Annotated in this window: 20 protein-coding genes and 3 tRNA genes; 6 read left to right on the top strand and 17 right to left on the bottom strand. The window is 31.0% G+C overall.

Annotated features, from left to right (window positions below):
* Window positions 1-42: 42 nt before the first annotated feature.
* Both RSA29_RS16845 and RSA29_RS16840 read right to left on the bottom strand, forming a co-directional pair.
* The gene (locus RSA29_RS16845; RefSeq protein WP_346944078.1) at window positions 43-687 is read right to left on the bottom strand and encodes a site-2 protease family protein; all 645 of its coding nucleotides are present in this window, start codon (window positions 685-687) and stop codon (window positions 43-45) included.
* A 236-nt stretch (window positions 688-923) separates the two neighbouring features.
* Entirely contained in the window at window positions 924-2,300 is a 1,377-nt protein-coding gene (locus tag RSA29_RS16840) for a PhoH family protein (protein ID WP_346933741.1), read from the bottom strand.
* Window positions 2,301-2,465: 165 nt separating this feature from the next.
* Between RSA29_RS16840 and RSA29_RS16835 the strand changes: the two genes are divergently transcribed.
* Complete coding sequence (locus RSA29_RS16835; RefSeq protein ID WP_346944090.1) at window positions 2,466-2,894, top strand: Fur family transcriptional regulator; 429 nt, start codon at window positions 2,466-2,468, stop codon at window positions 2,892-2,894.
* Between the two features lie 75 nt (window positions 2,895-2,969).
* A complete protein-coding gene (locus tag RSA29_RS16830) occupies window positions 2,970-3,899 on the top strand; it encodes a hypothetical protein (protein ID WP_346944079.1) in 930 nt (309 codons plus the stop codon).
* 255 nt (window positions 3,900-4,154) lie between these two features.
* Here the strand turns inward: RSA29_RS16830 and RSA29_RS16825 are convergent, their stop codons facing one another.
* From RSA29_RS16825 to RSA29_RS16770, 12 genes are all read right to left on the bottom strand, one after another.
* On the bottom strand, window positions 4,155-5,072 hold the full coding sequence (locus RSA29_RS16825; protein WP_346944080.1) for a hypothetical protein: 918 nt from the start codon (window positions 5,070-5,072) through the stop codon (window positions 4,155-4,157).
* A 166-nt stretch (window positions 5,073-5,238) separates the two neighbouring features.
* Window positions 5,239-5,565 carry a hypothetical protein gene (locus tag RSA29_RS16820; RefSeq protein ID WP_346944081.1) on the bottom strand — a complete coding sequence of 109 codons (327 nt, stop codon included), beginning with the start codon at window positions 5,563-5,565 and terminating at the stop codon, window positions 5,239-5,241.
* 92 nt (window positions 5,566-5,657) lie between these two features.
* Window positions 5,658-6,002, bottom strand: coding sequence for a hypothetical protein (locus RSA29_RS16815; RefSeq protein ID WP_346933746.1), 345 nt, complete (start codon window positions 6,000-6,002; stop codon window positions 5,658-5,660).
* 62 nt (window positions 6,003-6,064) lie between these two features.
* The gene (locus tag RSA29_RS16810; RefSeq protein ID WP_346933747.1) at window positions 6,065-6,631 is read right to left on the bottom strand and encodes a hypothetical protein; all 567 of its coding nucleotides are present in this window, start codon (window positions 6,629-6,631) and stop codon (window positions 6,065-6,067) included.
* A gap of 259 nt (window positions 6,632-6,890) precedes the next feature.
* Complete coding sequence (locus tag RSA29_RS16805) at window positions 6,891-7,619, bottom strand: CPBP family intramembrane glutamic endopeptidase (protein ID WP_346944082.1); 729 nt, start codon at window positions 7,617-7,619, stop codon at window positions 6,891-6,893.
* Between the two features lie 109 nt (window positions 7,620-7,728).
* Complete coding sequence (yihA, locus tag RSA29_RS16800) at window positions 7,729-8,316, bottom strand: ribosome biogenesis GTP-binding protein YihA/YsxC (protein ID WP_346933749.1); 588 nt, start codon at window positions 8,314-8,316, stop codon at window positions 7,729-7,731.
* Entirely contained in the window at window positions 8,306-10,639 is a 2,334-nt protein-coding gene (gene lon, locus RSA29_RS16795; protein WP_346944083.1) for an endopeptidase La, read from the bottom strand. The genes yihA and lon overlap by 11 nt, the downstream gene beginning before the upstream one ends.
* A gap of 174 nt (window positions 10,640-10,813) precedes the next feature.
* Window positions 10,814-12,499 carry an ATP-dependent protease LonB gene (gene lonB, locus RSA29_RS16790; RefSeq protein ID WP_346944091.1) on the bottom strand — a complete coding sequence of 562 codons (1,686 nt, stop codon included), beginning with the start codon at window positions 12,497-12,499 and terminating at the stop codon, window positions 10,814-10,816.
* Between the two features lie 150 nt (window positions 12,500-12,649).
* A complete protein-coding gene (clpX, locus tag RSA29_RS16785; protein WP_346944084.1) occupies window positions 12,650-13,942 on the bottom strand; it encodes an ATP-dependent Clp protease ATP-binding subunit ClpX in 1,293 nt (430 codons plus the stop codon).
* A gap of 18 nt (window positions 13,943-13,960) precedes the next feature.
* Window positions 13,961-14,545 (bottom strand): ATP-dependent Clp endopeptidase proteolytic subunit ClpP, encoded by a 585-nt coding sequence (clpP, locus tag RSA29_RS16780; protein ID WP_346933752.1) that lies wholly within the window; start codon window positions 14,543-14,545, stop codon window positions 13,961-13,963.
* Between the two features lie 121 nt (window positions 14,546-14,666).
* A complete protein-coding gene (tig, locus tag RSA29_RS16775) occupies window positions 14,667-15,956 on the bottom strand; it encodes a trigger factor (protein WP_346933753.1) in 1,290 nt (429 codons plus the stop codon).
* A 199-nt stretch (window positions 15,957-16,155) separates the two neighbouring features.
* Window positions 16,156-16,956 carry a hypothetical protein gene (locus tag RSA29_RS16770; protein WP_346944085.1) on the bottom strand — a complete coding sequence of 267 codons (801 nt, stop codon included), beginning with the start codon at window positions 16,954-16,956 and terminating at the stop codon, window positions 16,156-16,158.
* A gap of 536 nt (window positions 16,957-17,492) precedes the next feature.
* Between RSA29_RS16770 and pflB the strand changes: the two genes are divergently transcribed.
* From pflB to RSA29_RS16750, 4 genes are all read left to right on the top strand, one after another.
* A complete protein-coding gene (gene pflB, locus RSA29_RS16765) occupies window positions 17,493-19,724 on the top strand; it encodes a formate C-acetyltransferase (RefSeq protein ID WP_346944086.1) in 2,232 nt (743 codons plus the stop codon).
* 159 nt (window positions 19,725-19,883) lie between these two features.
* Window positions 19,884-20,627, top strand: a complete 744-nt coding sequence (pflA, locus tag RSA29_RS16760; RefSeq protein ID WP_346944087.1) for a pyruvate formate-lyase-activating protein — start codon at window positions 19,884-19,886, stop codon at window positions 20,625-20,627.
* Window positions 20,628-20,817: 190 nt separating this feature from the next.
* A complete protein-coding gene (locus RSA29_RS16755; protein ID WP_346933757.1) occupies window positions 20,818-21,267 on the top strand; it encodes a YbjN domain-containing protein in 450 nt (149 codons plus the stop codon).
* Window positions 21,268-21,366: 99 nt separating this feature from the next.
* Window positions 21,367-22,443 carry an AI-2E family transporter gene (locus tag RSA29_RS16750; protein WP_346944088.1) on the top strand — a complete coding sequence of 359 codons (1,077 nt, stop codon included), beginning with the start codon at window positions 21,367-21,369 and terminating at the stop codon, window positions 22,441-22,443.
* 212 nt (window positions 22,444-22,655) lie between these two features.
* Here the strand turns inward: RSA29_RS16750 and RSA29_RS16745 are convergent.
* The 3 genes from RSA29_RS16745 to RSA29_RS16735 form a co-directional block, all read right to left on the bottom strand.
* Window positions 22,656-22,732, bottom strand: a tRNA-Arg gene (locus RSA29_RS16745).
* A gap of 26 nt (window positions 22,733-22,758) precedes the next feature.
* Window positions 22,759-22,832: transfer RNA gene (locus RSA29_RS16740), tRNA-Gly, on the bottom strand.
* A 17-nt stretch (window positions 22,833-22,849) separates the two neighbouring features.
* Window positions 22,850-22,925: transfer RNA gene (locus RSA29_RS16735), tRNA-Pro, on the bottom strand.
* Window positions 22,926-22,982: the final 57 nt, after the last annotated feature.

The raw sequence follows: 22,982 nt of genomic DNA, 5'->3' as shown, positions 1-22,982 counted from the left end.
ATATAAAATTAGTATTCTGTAATGTGCGTTTCCACATTATATTTATAAAATAGTAGATACAGCCCCAAAAACCGCATTAAAAATCATTATACCCGGTATTCCTACTATTATATCTAAAATAGATTTATTCCCAATTAACGGTAATACTAATATTATGAAAATAAACATATTGTTTTTATACATAATACTTTGAAATTTTTCTCCTTTACCTCTCAACAAATTCGTTATTATTTGAAATCCATCAAAACCAGGTATAGGAAGCAAATTCAACATAAACCACGTATAATTTAGCAATGCTATATTTAAAATAATCATATGTATTATATATGTAACTTCATTTGCTGATACATACTTTAAATATACAACTAAAATTATTGTACTTATCACAGCTATTCCTAGCGTTGTAACTATTCCACCAACTCTTACCTTTAAATCATCCTTGTAATAATCCTTAAAGTTTGATTTATTAATCTCTACTGGTTTTATCCACCCAAAACCTATAAGTATCATAAATATAAATCCTATCATATCAATATGTTTTAATGGATTTAAGGTATTTCTCTCATATTGCCTAGGTGTATCATCCCCAAGCTTCATAGCTATCCTAGCCTGCACATATCCTTTAAATGTAAATGCAACTAAAATCGCTGGTATGGATAGTATTTTCCCTAATATATAATCATTCATCTTATCCATCCTCCTACAATAATCCTAGTATATCATATTTAACTATTGATTTTTAGAATAATTTTATAATTTTTCTTTAATATTATATTTAAAACTTCACAATAAAGTTCATATTTACATTTAAAAATGAAGAACAATCAAAAGTGAATTTCACTTAATGCTTGTTCTTCATATCACCTTTATTTTAACATACTTTATACAAGTAAATTTTCATATATTGTATTTATATAATATTATTATAATCGTTGTGCTGCCTCATTTGCTAATGGCGACCTTTCACACTCTTCATATTTTAAAGATACTTGATAACAAAGTTTGCTTCCCTTCATTCTTTCTGATGCATAACACAATCCATTCGACCTTGAATCCATAAATGGATGATCTATTTGATCTGGATCTCCGATTAATATAAGTTTTGTCCCATATCCAACTCTAGTAGTTATAGCCTTAACTTGCTTTGGCGAAAGATTTTGTGCCTCATCTATAATTACCCATTGTCTAATTATAGATCTGCCTCTTAAATATGCTATAGCCTCTGTTGTTATTATTCTTCTATCAAACAATTCGCTTACCTTATCTTGTAACTCTTTTTCATTTTTATATCTTTCTTTCTCATCTGAATCCACTAAAACTTCTAAATTATCAAATATAGGCCTCATAAACGGTGATATTTTTTGTTCTTCTGTACCTGGTAAAAATCCAATTTCTTCGTCCATAGTAACATTAGGCCTGCAAACTAATATTTTTCTATACTCTCCTGTTTCTTCTTCCATGATTTTCTGCAATCCTACTGCTAATGAAAATAAAGTTTTAGCCGTTCCTGCTGGTCCTTTTATTATACTTAAAGGTGCCGATGTAGAGTCCGTAAATAAGCATTCTAACATAAATCTTTGACCTACATTTCTAGTACTCAATCCAAGCGGTCTACTATCCTTATAACGTAAGTGAACTATATTTTCTCCATCAAATCTTCCCAATGCACTGTGTTTTTTATTTTCTAATGAATACATTATAAGGAATTGATTAACATAAAGTTCAGGAATATAGTATTTGTCACTCTCCTCTAAATAACAAACTATATCATCCTTTGAAATAGTTTTTTTTGTATAAAACTCCGAGAGCTTTTCAGATGATATATAAACTTCAATCCTTCCAGTATATTGTTCATCGTCTTCCGGAACTACTTTTTCATAAAAATCTTGACTTTTCACATTTACTATATCAGCTTTTATCCTCTCAAATGTATCCTTTGTAATTAATATAACTTCCTCACCTGCATCTTTTAATCCTTTACACACTTGAAGTATTCTATTATCTGCCTTATTTTTATCCCAAAATTCAGGCATTTCAGTATTTAAGCAGTTCACCTCTACTCTTAACCGACCACCATTTGGAAGAGGAACTCCCACATTTACATTTCCATGTTTTCGTAATCCATCAATAATTCTAGATGCTTGCCTTGCATTTAGTCCAAGATCTGTTTTATTTTTTTTAAAATCATCTAATTCCTCTAGCACTACCTCCGGTATTACAACATCATTATCACCAAAAGACAATAACGCTCCTGATGAATAAAGTATAACATTAGTATCTAACACATATGTTTTTCTCAAGCCATCTCCCCCTCTCATATATTATGTATATGATTGATTCCCAATTAATTGAATTAAATTCTTAAATTTAATTTAATTTTTTCTATGTTAATTATAATTTTTATATATTTACAACGGATAATTTTTATTATATAATATTTATAGTAAATAAGCTTTAGAGGTGATATTATGGATATTAATTTTACTCAAGTTTTTAAAGAAAAAAAACTTAAACTTACACCTCAGCGTATAGCTGTATATAATTACTTGAAATCTACAACAGAACATCCATCAGCTGAAACAATTCACAAGGCCATCAAAGCGGATTATCCTACTATGAGCCTTGCTACTGTGTACAAGACCTTAAAAGTTTTAGTAGAGGTTAACCTTATACAAGAACTTAATGTCGGTGAAGGCAATTTCAGATATGATGGTTCTTCTTATCCACATCCTCATATTAATTGCATGTGTTGTTCTAAGGTAGACGATTTAGAAGGAGTTAACTTTGATCACTTAAATAATAGTGTTAAAGACGATACTAACTATGATATTATTTCTAACAAAGTATATTTTTACGGAATATGCCCTCAGTGCAAACCCCAAAAAAGAGATTAGAATTCTAATCTCTTTTTTTATTTATAATAATTATTCCAACACTATACACATATAATTTAACATGAGGTGATTATAGTGTTTAAAAAAATAAACTTTACAACTAAATTATTTACCCTATTTCTAATTTTATCAGGGCTAGCATGCTTTGTATTTAATCTTAGCAATACCCCTACATCTAAAGATGTTTTTAATTTATGTAATAATGAAGGTATATTCTATGAAGATTTAAATGGAGATGGTAAAAGCGATACAATTCTCTTAGAAAGAACTAATGATGGATTAATATCTCAAATTAATTTAAATGATAATATAACTTATAGTTTAGATTATGATAAAGACCTTCAAACCCTTGGAGAATTATGTGATTATTGGCCTATCCGTATTTCTACCCCCAATATTACTAATTCTAAATTCAAAGATATAGTTATTCAAAGTTCCTTTCACAACAAAGCTATACAACATGTTTTTTCATGGAATAAATCTAAATATAGTGATTTATTCTGTTCAACTAATAATATAGTTGGTATTAACCATAATTTCGATGGTGAAACTACAACGTTATTTTCAGGTAATTTTACTAATGATAATATTTATATCAATGAGTATCTGTATACTGATGAAAGTTTAATTGAAATTAATTTTTCTGAAGCTAATTTATTACCTGATATTGATACAATCAATGATTTTATATGTTTTATTGAAAGTGTCCCTTGTTTACCTTTAAATCTTCCAGATTATATTAATCCTCAAATCAAAGGTAATGATATTCAAAAACTTTCTTCACTTTTTGAAAATTCTAATTCCCTTATATTCCAAGATGGATATTTTACTAATTTACCTTTTAATAAAGATGATAGTATTAAATCCAATAATTGGAAATTAAACTTTAGAGTTACTAGTAATTTAAACTACAATGATGTTAATAGTATTACTATTAATTTAACTACAAGTATATACGAAAATAATCACTCTCTTCCCACAATTGCATCACTTACTATCAATTAAGTAATCCCTAATTTTGCCGCCACAATAATCTTTAAATCTAATTTAACCAATTCCCCAAAATACAAAACCCAGTCTAATATATATTTTACTTAATCAAAAAAATAAAAACGGGACCTATTAGGTCCCAAGGGGGATGGGGGGACCTCTAAAATTTCTTTTAGAGGATATGGAGATTTTAACTCCCATTACATTAATTATTATTAACCAATTAAATGTTTTTATACATATTAAAATAAATATTTTTTCTAATCTTTTCTAATCTTTTCTATGCTCATCTAAGAATTTTTGTAACAATTTAATTTTATTAGGTTCTATAAGTCTTATAAGTATATTTACAAGTTTGTTATATTCTTCTGTTGTTAACCCTCTGCCTCCTCTAAATATGTTCTCTTCAATTATATCTTCATCTCTTACTGTAGTAATATTTCCATTTACAAAGCTATCGTCTACGTCTATGTCACTTAAGTCTAAATTCGAAAAATCCATTTGTGAAAGATCCATATTATTCATATTGTTTAATATTGAATTAAAGTCAAGATTTGCAAGTATTTCATCTACAGATTCCTCACTCTTCTTCTTTTCAGTACTTGCGCTCTTCATATTTTCATTAACCGATTTATTAGGGTTCATATTTCCTAACATATTTTGAATTTGTTCAATATCTTGCGGTGTAATTTTAGACAATAAATCTTCAATTGAGTTAGCTTTTTTATTCTCTTGACCACTACTAAATCCTAAGTTAGTGCCTTGTGTATTCCCACCACCCATTAAGGATGATATCATACCCATTATATCTCCACCACCATCAGTTAATCCCGATCCACCACCTAACCCCAACATACTTAATAAATCTAAAATTCCACCCGAATTTCCACCAAGACCTCCTAGTATGTTTGCCAATGGATTGTTATTATTCATCATATTCATTTGATTCCCATTCATCCCTCCTCTACTATTTCCCATTCCCATTTGATTGTTATTCATGCCCATATTATTTCCATTAAAACCCTGTCCCATATTCCCATCACTACCCATCATATTCCCATTCATTTGCATATTTCCGTTCATTTGAGTATTCCCACCCATCGGTATATTCCCGTTGTATCCACCAACATATTGATTTTGTTCATGGATATTTTCACCTTCTCTTCGTCTATGCTTATGCTTTCCCATTAGCTCACCTCTCCAAATAATTATTGAAAATTTTAAAAAAGCAATCCATGAAAACATGGACTGCTAATTTTCTTACCTTTCTAGAAACCCCCCTATAATGGGCAATGGTTTACATCCTATTTTATCTTTCGATTTTCACTTGTTTTATTTTAATAAATTGTACTTGTTAGCAACATCTGTTATTACAACAGATTCTTCTTTGACAGCATCCACAATTATTGCTTCCACAGCCACACATCATATTATTGCTACCGCACCCCATATTACCACAACTGTTAGATCCTGATCTATTCATTCCACATAACCAATATAAGAATATTAAAGTTAATGCATTTTTAGCCCCTGGGTTACACTCTGTATCTAACAAACATTGATTCTTAAGAATTACGATTATTAATAAAATTGTACATGGTTGAAATCCAAATCCTGAACATCCCATATTACCTGTATTTCCACATCCACACATAACGATATCTCCTTCTCTTATTATCATTAATTAATCACTTAATAGCCTTAGTTTTATTTTCTATTTTATTCTAATCTTACTAGTATTTCTTCAATTCCTTTGCTATCTAAACTTTAATCTTAGTTATTACAGCAGGTATTATTACAACATACTTTTATTCTTTTGCATTTGCATTTTTTCTCTTTACATTTGCAGCAACTTTTTTTGCACTTACATTCGCATTCACAACTTGGTTTGCATATACAACTTGGTTTACATCCACAATTAGTTGGCATTACCATCTGTGTTGAACAATTACTTCCATTTCCTCTATTAGCTCCACATAACCAATATAAGAAAAGTAATGTTAATGCATTCTTTGATTTTGGTGAACCATCTAGCAATCCTTGATTTGCAAGAATTACTATTATTAAAATAATAGTACAAGGTTGACAACTATTTTGATTATTTGAGCATCCACACATTTATTCATTCCTCCAGTATTTATTTATCTTTACTCATCTGTTGATTTTCTATATATTATGCTTTAGCATATTTCTGGTTTACATGAACCTCTTCTTAGACAGAAAATAGCTATTAATAAAATTATTTGGCACCAATTTCCACCAAATCCGCCAAATCCACAATTGCCTCCGAATCCAACATTTCCACATTGGTTCATATTTCCACAGCTATTAGAATTACAGCAATTTGGAACTACATCTACAATATAATTTTCATATTTCTTTTTACATTTTACTGTTCCGCCACAGCAACAACATTTCTCTTTGCAACTACATATATCACAACAAGAACAATCGTTACAAGAACAGCAATTATTACATCCACAGTTGTTTGTTACACATCCACAGTTATTCCCGCCAGAGTTTCCTCCACATCCACAGTTATTTCCACAAAGGTTTCCTCCGAATCCACAATTGTTTCCGCCACATCCGCCACCAAAGCCAAAGCCATTTCCGCCTCTGCACAAAACAAAGAATAATAGTATCCAAATTAGTATCTTACCATTCCCAAACCCTAATGGTGTTGAGCATGCGTTTTCATCTGTACATGTGTCATTTAACATTTGAAATATTTTTGAATAGTCGCTCATATTTTTTTCCTCCTATTATTTTTCATATATATCATCTTTTGTATAGTACAATATATGATTAGCATTAGTTTTTGACACTTATTTTTTCAAGATTAAATTAATTTTATTTATCATTAGTTTATCTACATTTCCCTTGTATTTCTGAATTTTAAATATTTAATGTAGGTTCCATACTACACTATATGTACTCCTGTAAAATTTGTGATAAAAAAAACACCTTATAATTTTCAATCTTGAAAATTATAAGGTGCTATATATTTTAAATCATCTTATTAATAAGTAATGCTGTAGTTGTAACTCCATTAATAACCATATGGGTAAAAACAGCATAACAAAATCCTTTTTTCTCTACTAAATAGCAGTTATAAAAGCTTATGACAAACAACAAAGCAAATGCTGTTATGCTAAAGTGCGCTCCCGCAAATACAAGACTCACCAATGTTGCTGATATGAAAAATGGAATTTTTTTACCTATACCATTTCTAAATCCCTTACTAAAAAGTATGTATCTGAACGTAAACTCCTCTACTACCGGTGCAAATATAACAGTAAATGGTATCGTTATAATGAAATTTTTCAAATCGTAACTATTTAGCATAGTCACAACATCTTGTTGCTCCATTGGAATTTTTAAAATTGATAATATACAATAACTTATATAGGATGCCATTAATGTAAGTCCGTAGGTAATACCAACATACTTAAATGCTTTTCCTATTTTAAAATTTTTTAATGAAAATTTATAATTTTCATATTCACCTTGAAATTGTTCATTATTTTTCCAATTAATAAGAGTAAAAATTATTAAAATGAATGGTAATATATTGGTTAGCATCTCTGGTAAAATGATACATGTAACCACATATACTATAGCTACCAAAGTTTTAATTAATTTAGAATTCCTATTAATCTTAACAGTTTTCAAGTAAGTAATTAATGGTATAACATAAATCATAATTATGATAAACAAGTTTCCTATAAATTTCAAATAAACCCCACCCTTTTTCATATACGTATATAGTATATGTGATAGCACTATAAATATTATCTTGTTTAATAAAAGGCTATTGAAATTAATTCAATAGCCTCAATGTACTTTAAATATCTAATCCATTAGATATTTCTTCAAGCAATTCTTCTTTTCCATCTCTATTCAATGATGAGAAAAACATAATTTTATCATCATTAGAAAGATTTAGTGTTTCCTTTATTAATTTTCTACTACTTTGAATTTCTGATTTCTTAAGTTTATCCTTCTTTGTAGCTACAACTATTACTTCATATCCATAATGCTTAATCCAATCATACATTAATATGTCATCAGCAGTTGGTTTATGTCTTGAATCTACTAGCAACATTACTTTTTTTAGCTGACACCTATTAGTAAGGTATAACTCCATCATGCCGCCCCAGTTAGCTTGCTCACTTTTAGATACCTTTGCATATCCATATCCCGGTAAATCCACAAAATAAAAACCATTATTTATAGTGAAAAAGTTTATAAGTCTTGTCTTTCCTGGAGTTCCACTTACTTTAACTAATTTTTTTCTATTAGTCAAAGTGTTAATTAGTGACGATTTTCCTACGTTAGATCTCCCTACAAATGCTATCTCTACCATTCCATCATCCGGGTACTGATTAGGTTTTACTGCTGATATCTTGAATTCTGATTGTTTAATTTCCATTGTTTATCTCTCCAATTAGTGCATTCTTCAATACATCTTCTATTTTTTCTACTGGTATAAATTTTATTTTATTTTTTACAACCTTAGGTATCTCTTTTAAATCCTTCTCATTATCTTTAGGAATAATTATTGTTTTTATTCCCATTCTATATGCTGCTAAACTTTTTTCTTTAAGTCCACCTATAGGAAGTACTCTACCTGTTAAAGTTATTTCTCCTGTCATTGCCACCGAGTAATCTATTCTTCGTCCGCTTAATGCTGAAATCATAGCTGTTACCATCGTTACACCTGCAGAAGGTCCATCCTTTGGAATTGCACCTTCTGGTATATGAATATGTATATCTTTAACCTTATAAAAGTTCTTATCTATACCGTATTCATTACAATGTGTTCTAACATAACTATATCCTGCTTTTGCAGACTCCTTCATTACATCTCCAAGTTGACCTGTAAGTTGAAGTTTTCCATCACCTTCCATTGCTGTCGCTTCCACTGGAAGTGTGTCACCGCCATATCCAGTCCATGCCAGTCCAGTAACTACTCCAATTTTATTCTCTTTTTCTAAATCATCATAGTTATAAACTTCAGCACCCAAATATTTTTTAACCATCAAAGGATTAATTGTTATTTTATCCTTATCACCTTCCATAATTTCAGTTATGGCTTTTCTAATTACTGAGGATATTTTTCTTTCTAAATTTCTAACGCCAGACTCTCTTGTATATGCTTCTATTATTGTTCTTAGTCCAGTTTCAGTAATTGTAATTTGTTCTTCCTCTATTGAATATTCTTTCATAACCTTAGGAATTAAATATCTTTTACCTATCTCAAACTTCTCCTCAGTAGTATATCCTGAAACCTCAATTATTTCCATTCTGTCAAGGAGTGGTCTTGATATAGTGTCCAATGTATTTGCAGTGGTTATGAATAGTACTTTAGATAAATCAAATTCTACATCTAGGTAATGATCCCTAAAACTTTTGTTTTGTTCTGAATCCAGAACTTCTAATAATGCATCTTCTATATTTCCCTTATAATCCTTAGATACTTTATCAATCTCATCTAAAAGACATACAGGGTTTTTATATCCAGCTTCTTTCAATGCAGTTACAATTCTTCCTGGAATTGCACCTACATAAGTTCTTCTATGACCTCGAATTTCAGCCTCATCTCTTACGCCACCTAAACTCATTCTTACAAACTTCCTACCTAATGAATTGGCGACAGATTTAGCTATTGATGTTTTCCCCACTCCAGGAGGTCCAACAAGACATATTATAGGCGACTTCAAAGATTTGCTCATTTTTCTCACTGCTAGATGTTCTATAATACGTTCCTTAACATCCTCTAACCCATAATGCTCTTCATCTAAAACTATTCTAGCATTCTTTATATCTAAGTTATCCTTTGTTAGCTTATTCCAAGGCATACTAAAAACAGTGTCAAGGTAGGTTTTTATAACCGATCCCTCTTGAGATGAAACTCCAATATTTTTAAGCCTACCCATCTCATATTCAACTTTAGCTTTTACTTCCTTTGGCAACTTGTTTTTTACTATTAACTTCTCATAATTTGATAATTCTTTAGTTAACTCATCCTCTTCTCCAAGTTCTTCTTGTATTACCTTCAATTGTTCTCTAAGATAATATTCTTTTTGAGATGTGTTAACCCTAGCCTTTACCTTATTACTAATGATCTTCTCTATTTTTACTATTTCTATTTCCTTTTTTAATATTACTAGAAGTTTATCCATTCTTTCTTTAATAGATATAATTTCTAATAGTTCCTGTTTCAACTCTACTTTTAAAGGTAAAAATGCACTTATTACATCACAATATACATCATTATCTTCTTCCTCTTCTAATTCTGTTACAAGCTCCTTAAAATCATCTCCAACTAACTCTAAGTAATCTCCAAACATGTCATTTAAAGAATTTTTATATCCTTGTGTTTCTGCTTCATCTTCCATTGGTACATCATGAATTTCCTCTATTTCACAGGTTAAGCACTGTTCCTCATCAAAATAGTTTACTATTTTAGCTCTACATTCTCCCTCAACTAGTACTCTTAGATGATTTCCTGGAAGTTTCATGAATTGTTTTATAGTGCACACACATCCTACACTATACATATCTTCCCTAGCCGGTTCCTCCATACTAGCTTCTCTTTGAGCTACTATAAATATTTTTTGATCATTCTTCATAGCTACATTTATTGCTTCTACTGATTTTTCTCTTCCTATATCAAAATTCAAAGCCATGTGTGGAAAGATGCCCAATCCCCTTAAAGGTATTAGCGGAAGCTTTGTTAATGTATTCTCCATACTCTCTCCTCATTTCTGTTTAAAAGTTTCTATCTTTTATATAAAATATAAAATATATGCCATTATCTTTCTATTTATAATTAGACTAGTATATTATACCTATAAAAATATAATTTTTCAATTAAATTAATCCCTAGGAAGTTTAATATTTTATAAACTTACCTAGGGATTACATTATGCATCTAGTTGAGGTGAATTAGTATTCAATATAAAACTTTGATCCTTATTCTCCAGGTTTACCCTAAGTATCTGTTCCTGTATTATAGCCTCATTAATTATATCTTTGATATTTCCCATCGGAATTACCATTATACCTTTATAATTTGCATAAGTATCCACCCAATTTTCCTTTGGGATTAATACCTTTGTTGCTCCAGCTTTAATAGCCCCATCAATTTTCGCTGTAACACCACCTACAGGTTTTACTTCTCCATGAATTGATATTTCACCTGTCATAGCAACCTTATTATCTACTAATCGCCCTGTAATTGCACTATATATTGCTGTTGTCATACTTACACCTGCTGAAGGTCCATCTACAGGTATTCCTCCTGGGAAATTCACATGTATATCATATTTTCTTACATCTATATTATAAAATCTCTCAAGAACTGTAATCACATTGTCAACAGAATTTCTAGCTGTACTTTTACGCCTAAGTTTCCTTCCTCTTTCGCCTAATTCTTCCTCCTCAACTATACCTGTTATTTTAACATTTCCATCTCTTCCATGGGTTTCTATGGCACTAGCTTCTATTTCCATAACCGAACCTATATTAGACCCATATACCGCTAACCCATTTACATATCCAATCTTAGGTTTTGAACAGATCTTTTTATTGGGCCTTGGCGAATATTGACCATTCTCTATTACCCATTGAACTTCATTTACTCCGATAATATTTCTATTTTCATTTATTACAATCCCACAAGCCAATTGAACTAAATTTACTGCATCACGACCATTATTTGCATATATACCTATTAGCTTTGCTGCTTCATCATCTATTAATATACCGATTTTATTTGCCGCATTTTTCGCAATGACTTCAACTTCATCTCCATCTAGACCCCTAAAAAATATCTCAACACACCTTGACCTTATTGCTGGAACTATATCTTCTGGATTTCTAGTGGTTGCACTTATAAGCCGAAAATCTGCTGGAAGTCCTTCTTCAAATATCTCTTTAATGTACGAAGGCATATTTGGATCTTCACTATTATAATACGCACTATCAAGAAATACTTTTCTATCCTCAAGGACCTTAAGCAACTTGTTCATCTCTATAGGATGCAATTCTCCTATTTCATCTATAAACAAAATACCTCCATGTGCTTTTGTAACTGCGCCATGTTTAGGCTGTGGCACTCCAGCAATACCCAAAGGACCAGCCCCTTGATATATAGGATCATGCACAGAACCAATTAGGGGGTCCGCTATTCCTCTTTCATCAAACCTAATAGTTGTTGCATCTATTTCCATAAAGGGTGAAGATGATCTGAATGGAGATGAAGGTATCAATTTAGCTTCTTCTAACACTAATCTAGCTGCAGCTGTTTTACCTATTCCTGGTGGCCCATATATTATTACGTGTTGAGGATTAGGACCACATATAGCTGCCTTTAATGCCTTAATTCCTTTTTCCTGCCCAATTATTTCATTGAAATTTGTAGGTCTACTTTTTTCTGTTAAAGGCTCAGTCAAACTTATGCTCTTCAATTTTCGGAGTTTCTCTATTTCTTTAGTATTTTCCTTATTTATTATAACTTTAGATGTCTTTTGCCCCTTTAATGCATTAAAAAAGTAAAACCCCATTACTATTGTAACTAACAATTGTATAAACATTATCAATATGCCCACTGGTTCCATCTAAATGCTAGCCTACTTCGTGAGTAAACTAACTCTCCCTCCCTTTCGCTAATTTATGAATTACAATAGTATTATTATCAATATTTTGGATTAATATTCTATAACAAGAAAAAACTGCTGATAATCAGCAGTTTTTTCTTGTTATGCAAGTTCAGGTTTTCTTTTTGCACTTTTCTTATTTTCTAATTTTAAAGGTTCTCTTTTTCCACTATCCGCAATAATATATTCCGGAATTTTAGTAGTTAAAGTTTCTTCGTGTACTATTACCTTTTCTACTTCTTCACGTGAAGGCACCTCGTACATCACTTCTTGCATTATATCTTCAATTATTGCTCGAAGTCCTCTAGCTCCAGTACTTCTTTTAATAGCTTCTTTAGCTATCGCCTTAAGTGATGCTTCATCAAATTCAAGTTTAACATCATCTATTTCTAAAAGCTTCTGATACTGTTTAACTAATGCATTTTTAGGCTCACTCAATATTTTTACAAGTGCAGATTCATCTAGATTATCCAAAGTTACTATTACAGGTATTCTTCCTACAAACTCTGGAATTAATCCAAATTTCAATAAATCACCTGGCATTATCTGCTTAAATAGTCCACCTACATCTTGGTTTTCCTTAGACATAACTTCTGCCCCAAATCCCATAGCTGATTTTTGAGTTCTTCTTGTAATAATCTTCTCTAAACCATCAAAAGCTCCACCGCAAATAAATAATATATTCGATGTGTTTATTTGAATAAATTCCTGATGTGGATGTTTTCTTCCACCTTGTGGCGGTACAGATGATACAGTTCCTTCAAGAATTTTAAGCAATGCTTGCTGCACACCTTCTCCTGACACATCACGGGTTATTGATGGATTCTCTGATTTACGTGCAATTTTATCTATTTCATCTATATATATAATTCCTCGCTCTGCCCTTTCCACATCATAGTCAGAATTTTGAATTAACTTCAATAGAATATTCTCTACATCTTCACCTACATAACCTGCTTCTGTCAGTGTTGTAGCATCAGCTATTGCAAATGGTACATTTAACATTCTAGCTAATGTTTGTGCTAATAAGGTCTTACCTGAACCTGTTGGCCCTAAAAGAAGTATGTTGCTCTTTTGAAGTTCTATATCACTATCAACAATAGCTGAATTTATTCTTTTGTAATGGTTATACACCGCTACAGACAATGCCTTTTTCGCATCATTTTGTCCTACAACATATTGATCTAGGTACTTTCTAATCTCTTTAGGCTTAGGTAATGCGCCCATGTCAATTTGAACATCTTCTTCTCTTTCATCTACTATAATTTCTGAACAAAGTTCTATACACTCATCACATATATATACTCCTGGTCCGGCAATAAGTCTTCTTACTTGTTCTTCACTTTTCCCACAAAAAGAACATTTAAACTTTTTCTTTTCTTCATTCTTTGGCATGTTGACACCCCTTTAAAGCTATTTCTTTTTAATTATTACTTCATCTACTAATCCATATTCTTTAGCTTCATCTGCTGACATAAAATAATCTCTTTCAACATCATTTTTTATCTTATCTAGGGATTGACCTGTTCTTTCACTTAGGATTTCGTTAAGTGTCTGTTTTGTTTTAAGAATTCTCCTTGCATGAATATCAATATCCGTTGCTTGCCCCTTAAAACCACCTAGCGGTTGATGTATCATTATTTCACTATTCGGTAATGCATATCTCTTTCCTTTTTGTCCTGCTGCAAGTAAAAATGCTCCCATTGATGCTGCCATTCCTATACATATAGTAGAAACTTCAGGTTTAATATAATTCATAGTATCATAAATAGCCATACCAGAAGTTATTGATCCTCCTGGGCTATTTATATATAAATATATATCCTTATCAGGATCTTCTGACTCTAAAAATAAAAGCTGCGCTACAGTCAAACTTGCTGTAACGTCATTAACCTCATCAGATAAAAATATAATTCTTTCTTTCAATAACCTCGAATATATATCATAAGATCGTTCACCTTTACCTGTTTGTTCTACAACCATTGGTACAAAGCTCATAAATACAACCTCCTTGCTGTTGTAATTCTATTAGAATATTTTCTATTATATCCTAACTAGATTTTTTCAACCTATTTTTTTTAAAATAATTGCCAGTATATACTGGCAATTATCATTTTTATTAAATAGCTTTACTATTTTCCATTATTAAATTCTTGATTTTTTCATTTATGATTTGGATTCCAAGGTACTCTCTTTGAACTTTAACTAAACGCTCAATTGTTTCCTCTAGTTTATCCGCCTCACCATATTTACCAGCTATTTCAGTAGCTTTTGCTTTTATCTCTTCTTCTGTTGCTTCAATGTTTTCCGCTTTAGCTATTTCGCTTATAACTAATTCATTTTTAACATTTTTAGCTGCTATGTCTTTCATTTGTTCTCTAAAATCTGCTTCTGATGTATTAGTGAACTTAAAGTAGCTTTCTATGTCTAATCCTTGGTATTTTAATCTATTCCCTAAGTCTTCTAACATTCCGTCTAATTCTCTGTTTACCATTGCATCTGGAATTTCTACTTCTGCATTAGCCACTACTGCTTCCATTATAGCTGTTTCATATTCATTTTCAGCTTTAACTTCACTAGCTTTTTCTAATTCTACTTTAATGCTATTTCTTAATTCCTCTAAAGTTTCAAATTCTGAAACCTCACTAGCAAACTCATCAGTTACTTCTGGTAATTCTTTAACCTTAACAGATTTAACCGTTACTTCAAACTTAGCCGGCTTACCGTTTAAGTCATCTTTACCATACTGCTCTGGGAAAGTAACATTAACATCTTTAGCTTCTCCAGCTGATAATCCAACTAATTGATCTTCAAATGTATCAATAAAGCTTCCTGATCCTATTTCTAGTTCAAAGTCATTACCTTCTCCACCTTCAAATGCAACTCCATCAACATAACCTTTAAAGTCAATAACAGCTATATCACCTTTTACTATAGCTCCCTCTTTAACTTCAACTCTTGTGTTTTGAGATTGTAACTGTTTAATTTTGTTTTCTATATCATCAGTTGTAACTTCAGCTGTTTCTTTTTTAGCTTCTATTCCTTTGTATGACCCTAATTTTACTACAGGTACTACAGGTACTAATGCAGTATATATAAACTCTTTACCCTCACCGATTTGTACTATATCTATACTTGGGTAATCCACTGGGCTTATGTTATTTTCATTTAATGCTTGTGGATATGTTGTATCATATATATAGTTTATTGCATCCTCATAGAAAGCACTTTCTCCATAATGTTGTTTAATCATGTTCATTGGAGCCTTACCTTTTCTAAATCCTGGGATATTAAAATTCTTAGCATTTTTAGCATAAGATTTCTTTATAGCTTCTGCAAACTTATCTGCTCCCACTGTTACTTCCAATTTCACAACGTTCTTTTCTAGCTTTTCAATTTTAACGTTCATTACTTATTCCTCCTAATATTACCAACTCTTAATTTCTTAAAATTATAACATAAATTTATCAAAATAAATAGCATCTTCCACACTTAATGTCCACATATAATATGCGATACTCTAAATTTATGATAAGAAAATAAATATTACCTTATAAATTATACAATAACCATGTTACTATTTACAATACTTTTATACTTATATATATTCACTCTATCGTTTCTCCATATTTATTCACTTTAATTTCTTTGTCATCCAAATAAATTAAAACTCCATTACTAGTAACTTCTCCAAATGTAACATTTTTTCCTTTTATATTAAAATATCCTGTATGTGCATTATTCTCAAGATTGACTATCCACAAATATCTATCTCCAGTATCTTTAATCCAAGGTAATCCACTTGTATATGCAATGTTATTATCATCTATAAATTCTGCATTTTCAATCCATTTATATGATGGATTATTTTTAATAACGCTCTCTTTCGTGAAAACTTCATTAGTTGTAGATACATATTTAGTATTAGTTATATCTATTAAAGTTTCGTCAGCATTCACCAAATATATACTTTGAGAACTTTTTTCTAAAATTAGTGCCTTTTCCTTTGACGGAGATAAGCTGCACTTTATCTCTTTAGTACCTTCTATAGCTTGAATCTTTCTTTTAGCCTCAATTTCTTCGTATTTAACAGTAACCCCTTGGCCAGATTGCAGTTTAACATCAAAAGATTCTACCACATTGGGTATTTTCACTTCCACCTTATCATTTTCTATATTATCTTGCTCCTTAGATTCAACCTCTCCACTTGGATTTATTTCTTCATTCGCATTAGAATCTTCACGAGAGATAAGACTTCTAATAAATATAAATTTTCTATCGGAAGAAGCCATCCCCACCCCAATTCCAGCTATTATAAAAAATGTTATAATCATAGCCATATATTTTATACGTCTTAGTTTCAACCGTCTACGATAGTCTTTACTAAACATACTTATTTTTTTACCCACAGTTTATACCTCCATATTCAACCAATTTATTTATACACAATAAATTACATACAAAATTATTATAACTCAATTTTAAGAAAATTAACATTTTATTATTTGAATTTATTAAGTTTTATATTTTTCACCTCTAAATTTATTTTAGCACATTATACTATTTAATTAGCTTCCTTTTTTACAGCCACCACCTATTAAGTTGTAATTTTTAAGACTTAATGCAGTATTTAATTATTAATAATTCCCAAAAATATAACTTGACTTTTCATAGATTGTAGTCCAGCTTAATATGTTTTCCCCATTTTATAAACGCAAAATACCTAATGGTTATTTTCTGAATAATCAAACTTATTTTATTATTTAAAAAACAGTTGTGTTTCACCTGTTATAGTTGTACAATTGTAACAGATGAAGCAGACAAAACTTAGTTATTCAAGTATGTCTGATAATTTACTTAAGTTATATATAACAGTTTTATAAACTCTGTTTTTTACGATTATAGAAATAAACTATTGAATATGAAGGTTTTAGGAGGATGTAATATGTTTAACGAATGGAATGGATTTAATGGTGTACTATGGAAAAAAGAGATTAACGTAAGAGAATTTATTCAAAAAAACTATACCCCATATAGCGGTGATTCATCATTCTTAGTTGGCGCTACAACAGCCACTACTAAGTTATGGGATGAAGTAAGTGATTTATTTAAAAAAGAAAGAGATAACGGTGGCGTTTTAGATGTTGATACTGATACAGTATCAGGAATAAACGAATACGAACCTGGATACATAGATAAAGCCTTAGAAAAAATTATTGGTGTTCAAACCGATGCACCACTTAAAAGAGCTGTAATGCCACAAGGTGGAATTAGAACAGCTGAAAATGCAGCTAAATCTTACGGCTATGAAGTTTCACCTTCAATATCAGAAATCTTTTCTAAATATAGAAAAACTCATAACCAAGGAGTTTTTGATGCTTATACCGATGAAATGAAAATAGCTAGAAAATACGGTATAGTAACTGGATTACCTGATGCCTATGGTAGAGGTAGAATTATAGGTGACTATAGAAGAGTTGCTCTATACGGAGTTGATAGATTAATAGAAGATAAAATAGCACAAAAGAAAACTTTAGAAGTTGGAACTATAGATGCAGATATAATCCAATTAAGAGAAGAGCTTTCTGATCAAGTGGTTGCACTTAAAGAATTAAAGGGAATGGCAGCTAGATACGGACTTGACATATCAACACCGGCAAAGAATACGCAAGAAGCTGTTCAATGGTTATACTTTGGATACCTAGGTTCTATTAAACAACAAAACGGTGCGGCAATGTCATTAGGTAGAACTTCTACATTCCTTGATATATATGCCCAAAGAGATTTAGAAAATGGTACTTTAACAGAATTTGAAGTTCAGGAAATATTTGATCATTTTGTCATGAAGTTAAGACTAGTTAAATTTTTACGTGGTCAAGAATATAACGATTTATTCTCTGGTGATCCGACTTGGGTTACTGAATCTATTGGAGGTATGGGACTAGACGGAAGATCACTAGTAACTAAAAGTTCATTTAGAATGCTTAATACCCTATATACTTTAGGTGCATCTCCTGAACCAAACCTAACAGTGTTGTGGTCAACAAGATTACCTCAGGGCTTTAAAGATTTCTGCTCAAAGGCTTCTATTGATACAAGCTCTGTTCAATATGAAAATGATGATTTAATGGCACCTTACTGGGGTGATGACTATGCAATAGCTTGTTGTGTATCTGCAATGAGAGTTGGTAAACAAATGCAATTCTTTGGAGCTAGAGTTAACTTAGCTAAGACTTTACTTTATACAATAAACGGTGGAGTAGATGAAAAGTCTGGGGTTCAAGTTGCACCTAAAATGGAAGGAATCTCTTCTGAATACTTAAACTATGATGAGGTTGTTGAAAAATTTGATGTTATGACTGATTGGTTAGCTAATCTTTATGTTAACACATTGAATATCATCCACTATATGCATGATAAATACTCCTACGAATCATTACAAATGGCTTTACATGACAGAGATGTATTTAGAACAATGGCATGCGGTATTGCCGGACTTTCAGTATGTGCAGATTCATTATCTGCAATTAAATATGCTAAAGTTAAGCCAATAAGAAATGAGCAAGGTATAGCTGTAGACTTCGAGATCGAAGGAGATTTCCCTAAATACGGAAATGATGATGATAGAGTAGATGATATAGCAGTATACTTAGTTAAAAATATGATGAAAAAGATAAGAAAAAATAAGACTTATAGAAATGCTTACCATACTCAATCAGTACTTACAATAACATCTAACGTTGTGTACGGTAAGAAAACAGGTACAACTCCATGTGGAAGAAAATCTGGAGAACCATTTGCTCCAGGAGCTAACCCAATGCACGGAAGAGATAATAGTGGTTCACTAGCATCATTAAATTCTGTGGCTAAATTACCATACGAAGATTCACAAGATGGTATTTCTAACACATTCTCTATAATACCAGATGCACTAGGAAAGTCAGCCGACGATAGAATTTCTAATCTAAGTAACTTATTAGATGGATACTTTGGTCAAAATGCTCACCACCTAAATGTTAATGTATTTAATAGAGAAACATTGCTAGACGCTATGGATCATCCAGAAGAATACCCTCAATTAACTATTAGGGTTTCAGGATACGCTGTTAACTTTATTAAATTAACAAGAGAACAGCAATTAGATGTTATAAACAGAACCTTCCACGCATCAATGTAATTCCATTTTAAATCAAAATAGAAATACCTAACAAAACAGGTATTTCTATTTTATATATATATATTCACGGTTTAATATAATTATTTTTATAGAAAAATTACTAAGTTATTTTTGCATAAAGCTAATTATATTACTTTTAACTTTTGGAGGTGTTTCAGCTTGGTAAAAGGAAAAATTCACTCAATAGAAAGCATGGGACTTGTAGATGGCCCTGGAATAAGGACTGTAGTATTCTTTCAAGGATGTAAATTAAGATGTGCATATTGTCACAACCCCGATACCTGGCATTTAAAAGATGGCACAGAATTTACTGTTGATGAAATAATTAAAAAACTTATTAGGTTTAAACCATATTTCGCTCCCTCTGGTGGCGGTGTTACATTTTCTGGCGGTGACCCACTTATGCAACCTGAGTTTTTATTGGAACTATTAAAAAAATGTAAAGAACATGGAATCCACACTACAATTGATACTTCTGGCTACGGCTATGGAAATTATGATGAAATCTTAAAATATACAGATTTAGTGCTGTTAGATATAAAACATATTGATAATGATGGCTACGTTACCCTAACAGGAAGAGATACAAACGATGTTAACACCTTTCTATCAGCCCTAAGAAAATCAAGTTCTAGAGTTTGGGTTCGCCATGTTGTAGTCCCTGGCTACACAGACACCTTCACCCACATGGATAAAATAAGTTCCATTATTTTAAATGAGATTCCGAATGTTGATAGAATCGAATTACTACCTTATCACTTACTAGGTGTCAACAAATATGAAACTATGGGCTTAAAGTACAGATTAGAAGGTATTCCTCCCATGGATAAAGCTCACTGCTCTGAACTTCAAGAATACCTAATATGTAAAACTTTAAGCAATGTAAAAAATACAGCACTTTAGTCTTACATATTTTTCCACATAATCCACAGCTTTCTCCACAGTTTTAGAATATTTTTAAAAGTTTAACCATACACTAATAAGTTATATGGTTTCTATTTACTAAATACCGCTTTTATGAGATAATAATTTAAAATATATGTAATATTCAAAATTATTATCTTATAAATATTTACTAAGGGGGATAACTTCTATGAGAGACAATGCAATCAAATTCGAAAACTATATAAATGAACATAAAATTTATATGAATAAAGGTCTTAACCTAGATGACTTTACAATATTTACTTTTCCTGAAAAAATCACTGTAGATGGAGTTACAAAACCAGTTCTAGGCGGTGGCCAAGAAAGAAGAGCTGTTATAGCCCTACGCGATGATGATACTTTAGCTGATATATTCTGCTTTCACATAACCTCTGTACCCAACAACTTAGATAAAGCTAAATTATACGCTCTTTTTAATGACTTAAATTCTACTTATAAATATATATCTTTCTATGAAGATACTAATGTTATAAGTGCTAAAATATCAATACCTTTTAATGATAACTTTGATTCAGATTTAGTTTTCCAAATGCTTGCCATAATATTTAGAGCAATCGACGAGGAGTATCCAAAGATTTTATCAACTCTTCATAACTAAAATAGATAAACTAAAATACATGCTAAAGAAATAATCTAGCATGTATTTTTAATTTTACTATTACCAGTAAAATTTAGTCTTTATATTAAGGAGGAAATAATGAACAAAAACTCTAAAATAATACAATATCTTATAATCGTAAATTTATTATTAGTTGGGATATCACTCTTCAGTAAGATGGATTTTGTCCTCTCCCCGGTAACTACAGTGCTTAATGCCATATTCATTCCAATAGTACTAGCAATCTTTTTATACTACCTCGTTAGGCCAATAAAAAGATTTTTACAGAATAAAGGTTTATCAAGCGGTGTTTCTACAGCAATATCTATTCTACTAATTTTATTAATACTTATTTATATATCCCTATATGCTTCATCTATTATAGCTTCTCAAGGTGAAAGCTTAGTTTTATCTATTATAACATCTGTACAAAGTTTAACTGATAAATACGGACATCTATTTCCTAAAATTGGTGAATTATTTAATATAAATCAAATTCTCGAACAGAGTGCAAATTATATAATGAATTCATTCACCGATATTTCTAAAAATGTATTTTTTTTCGCTAGCTCAATTAGTAATTTTATAGCACAACTTATACTGATACCAATAATAATGTTTTATATTCTAAAAGACGATAAAAAGATATATACTTCATTTTGCACCTTTCTACCTACAAGAATTAAACATACATTATTAAAAATTCTTCATGAAATAGATACAGCGCTAAAGCACTATATAACATCTCAAGTAATGGTCGCTTCTATAATTGGTGTACTAATGTTTATTGGTTATGTTGTCATAGGTATGCCAAATGCTCTTGTATTGTCGTTATTCTCACTTATAACAGCATTTATACCATTCCTAGGTGTAATACTCGGCATACTACCTGCCCTTCTAATTTCCTTAAGTATGGGCTTTGGTATGCTACTTAAAATAGTAATTCTCACAATTATAGTCCAACAGCTAGAAGGTAATGTTATAACTCCAAATATCACAGGAAACCAACTTAATATGCATCCGCTAACAACAATTTTAGTCGTTACTGTAAGTGTTTATTTCGGAGGCTTCTTTGCAGCTTTTCTAGCAGTACCAATTTATAATATTGTTAAAATATTAGTTAAAAATATATATTCATACTTAAACCGCAAAAATAACTTTAATATAGATGGTTAAAAAATAGCGCATAGTAATTACTATGCGCTATTTTTTTTCTAGTTATACACTATGTCTATATAATTACTGCATATGACATAAAAATTAAATTAAAAAGGACAAGCGTATACACTTGTCCCAATCCACTGTAATTATATACTCTAATCCTTTAAGCATTAACCAGTTGTTACATAAATACAAATTATTCAAAAGCTATTTAAGCTTAATATTCTTGGTACACCCAACAGGATTTGAACCTGCCACCGTTGGATTCGAAGTCCAGCGCTCTATCCGAATGAGCTATGGGTGCATATTTCTTCAAAAAGCAAAAAAAAATGGAGCGGGTAGAGGGAATCGAACCCTCATAACTAGCTTGGAAGGCTAGCACTCTACCACTGAGTTATACCCGCATATTTAATTTTAAAATTGGTCGGGGTGACAGGGATTGAACCTGCGACCTCATGGTCCCAAACCACGCGCGCTCCCATCTGCGCTACACCCCGATAATATGGTGCGTCTTAAGAGATTCGAACTCCTGGCCCACGCCTTAGAAGGGCGTT

The sequence above is a fragment of the Clostridium sp. genome, assembly GCF_036660475.1.
Classification (GTDB): Bacteria; Bacillota; Clostridia; order Clostridiales; family Clostridiaceae; genus Clostridium_J.
The sequence above is the reverse complement of the archived record's forward strand: the minus strand, read 5'-3'. Positions and strand labels throughout refer to the sequence as shown.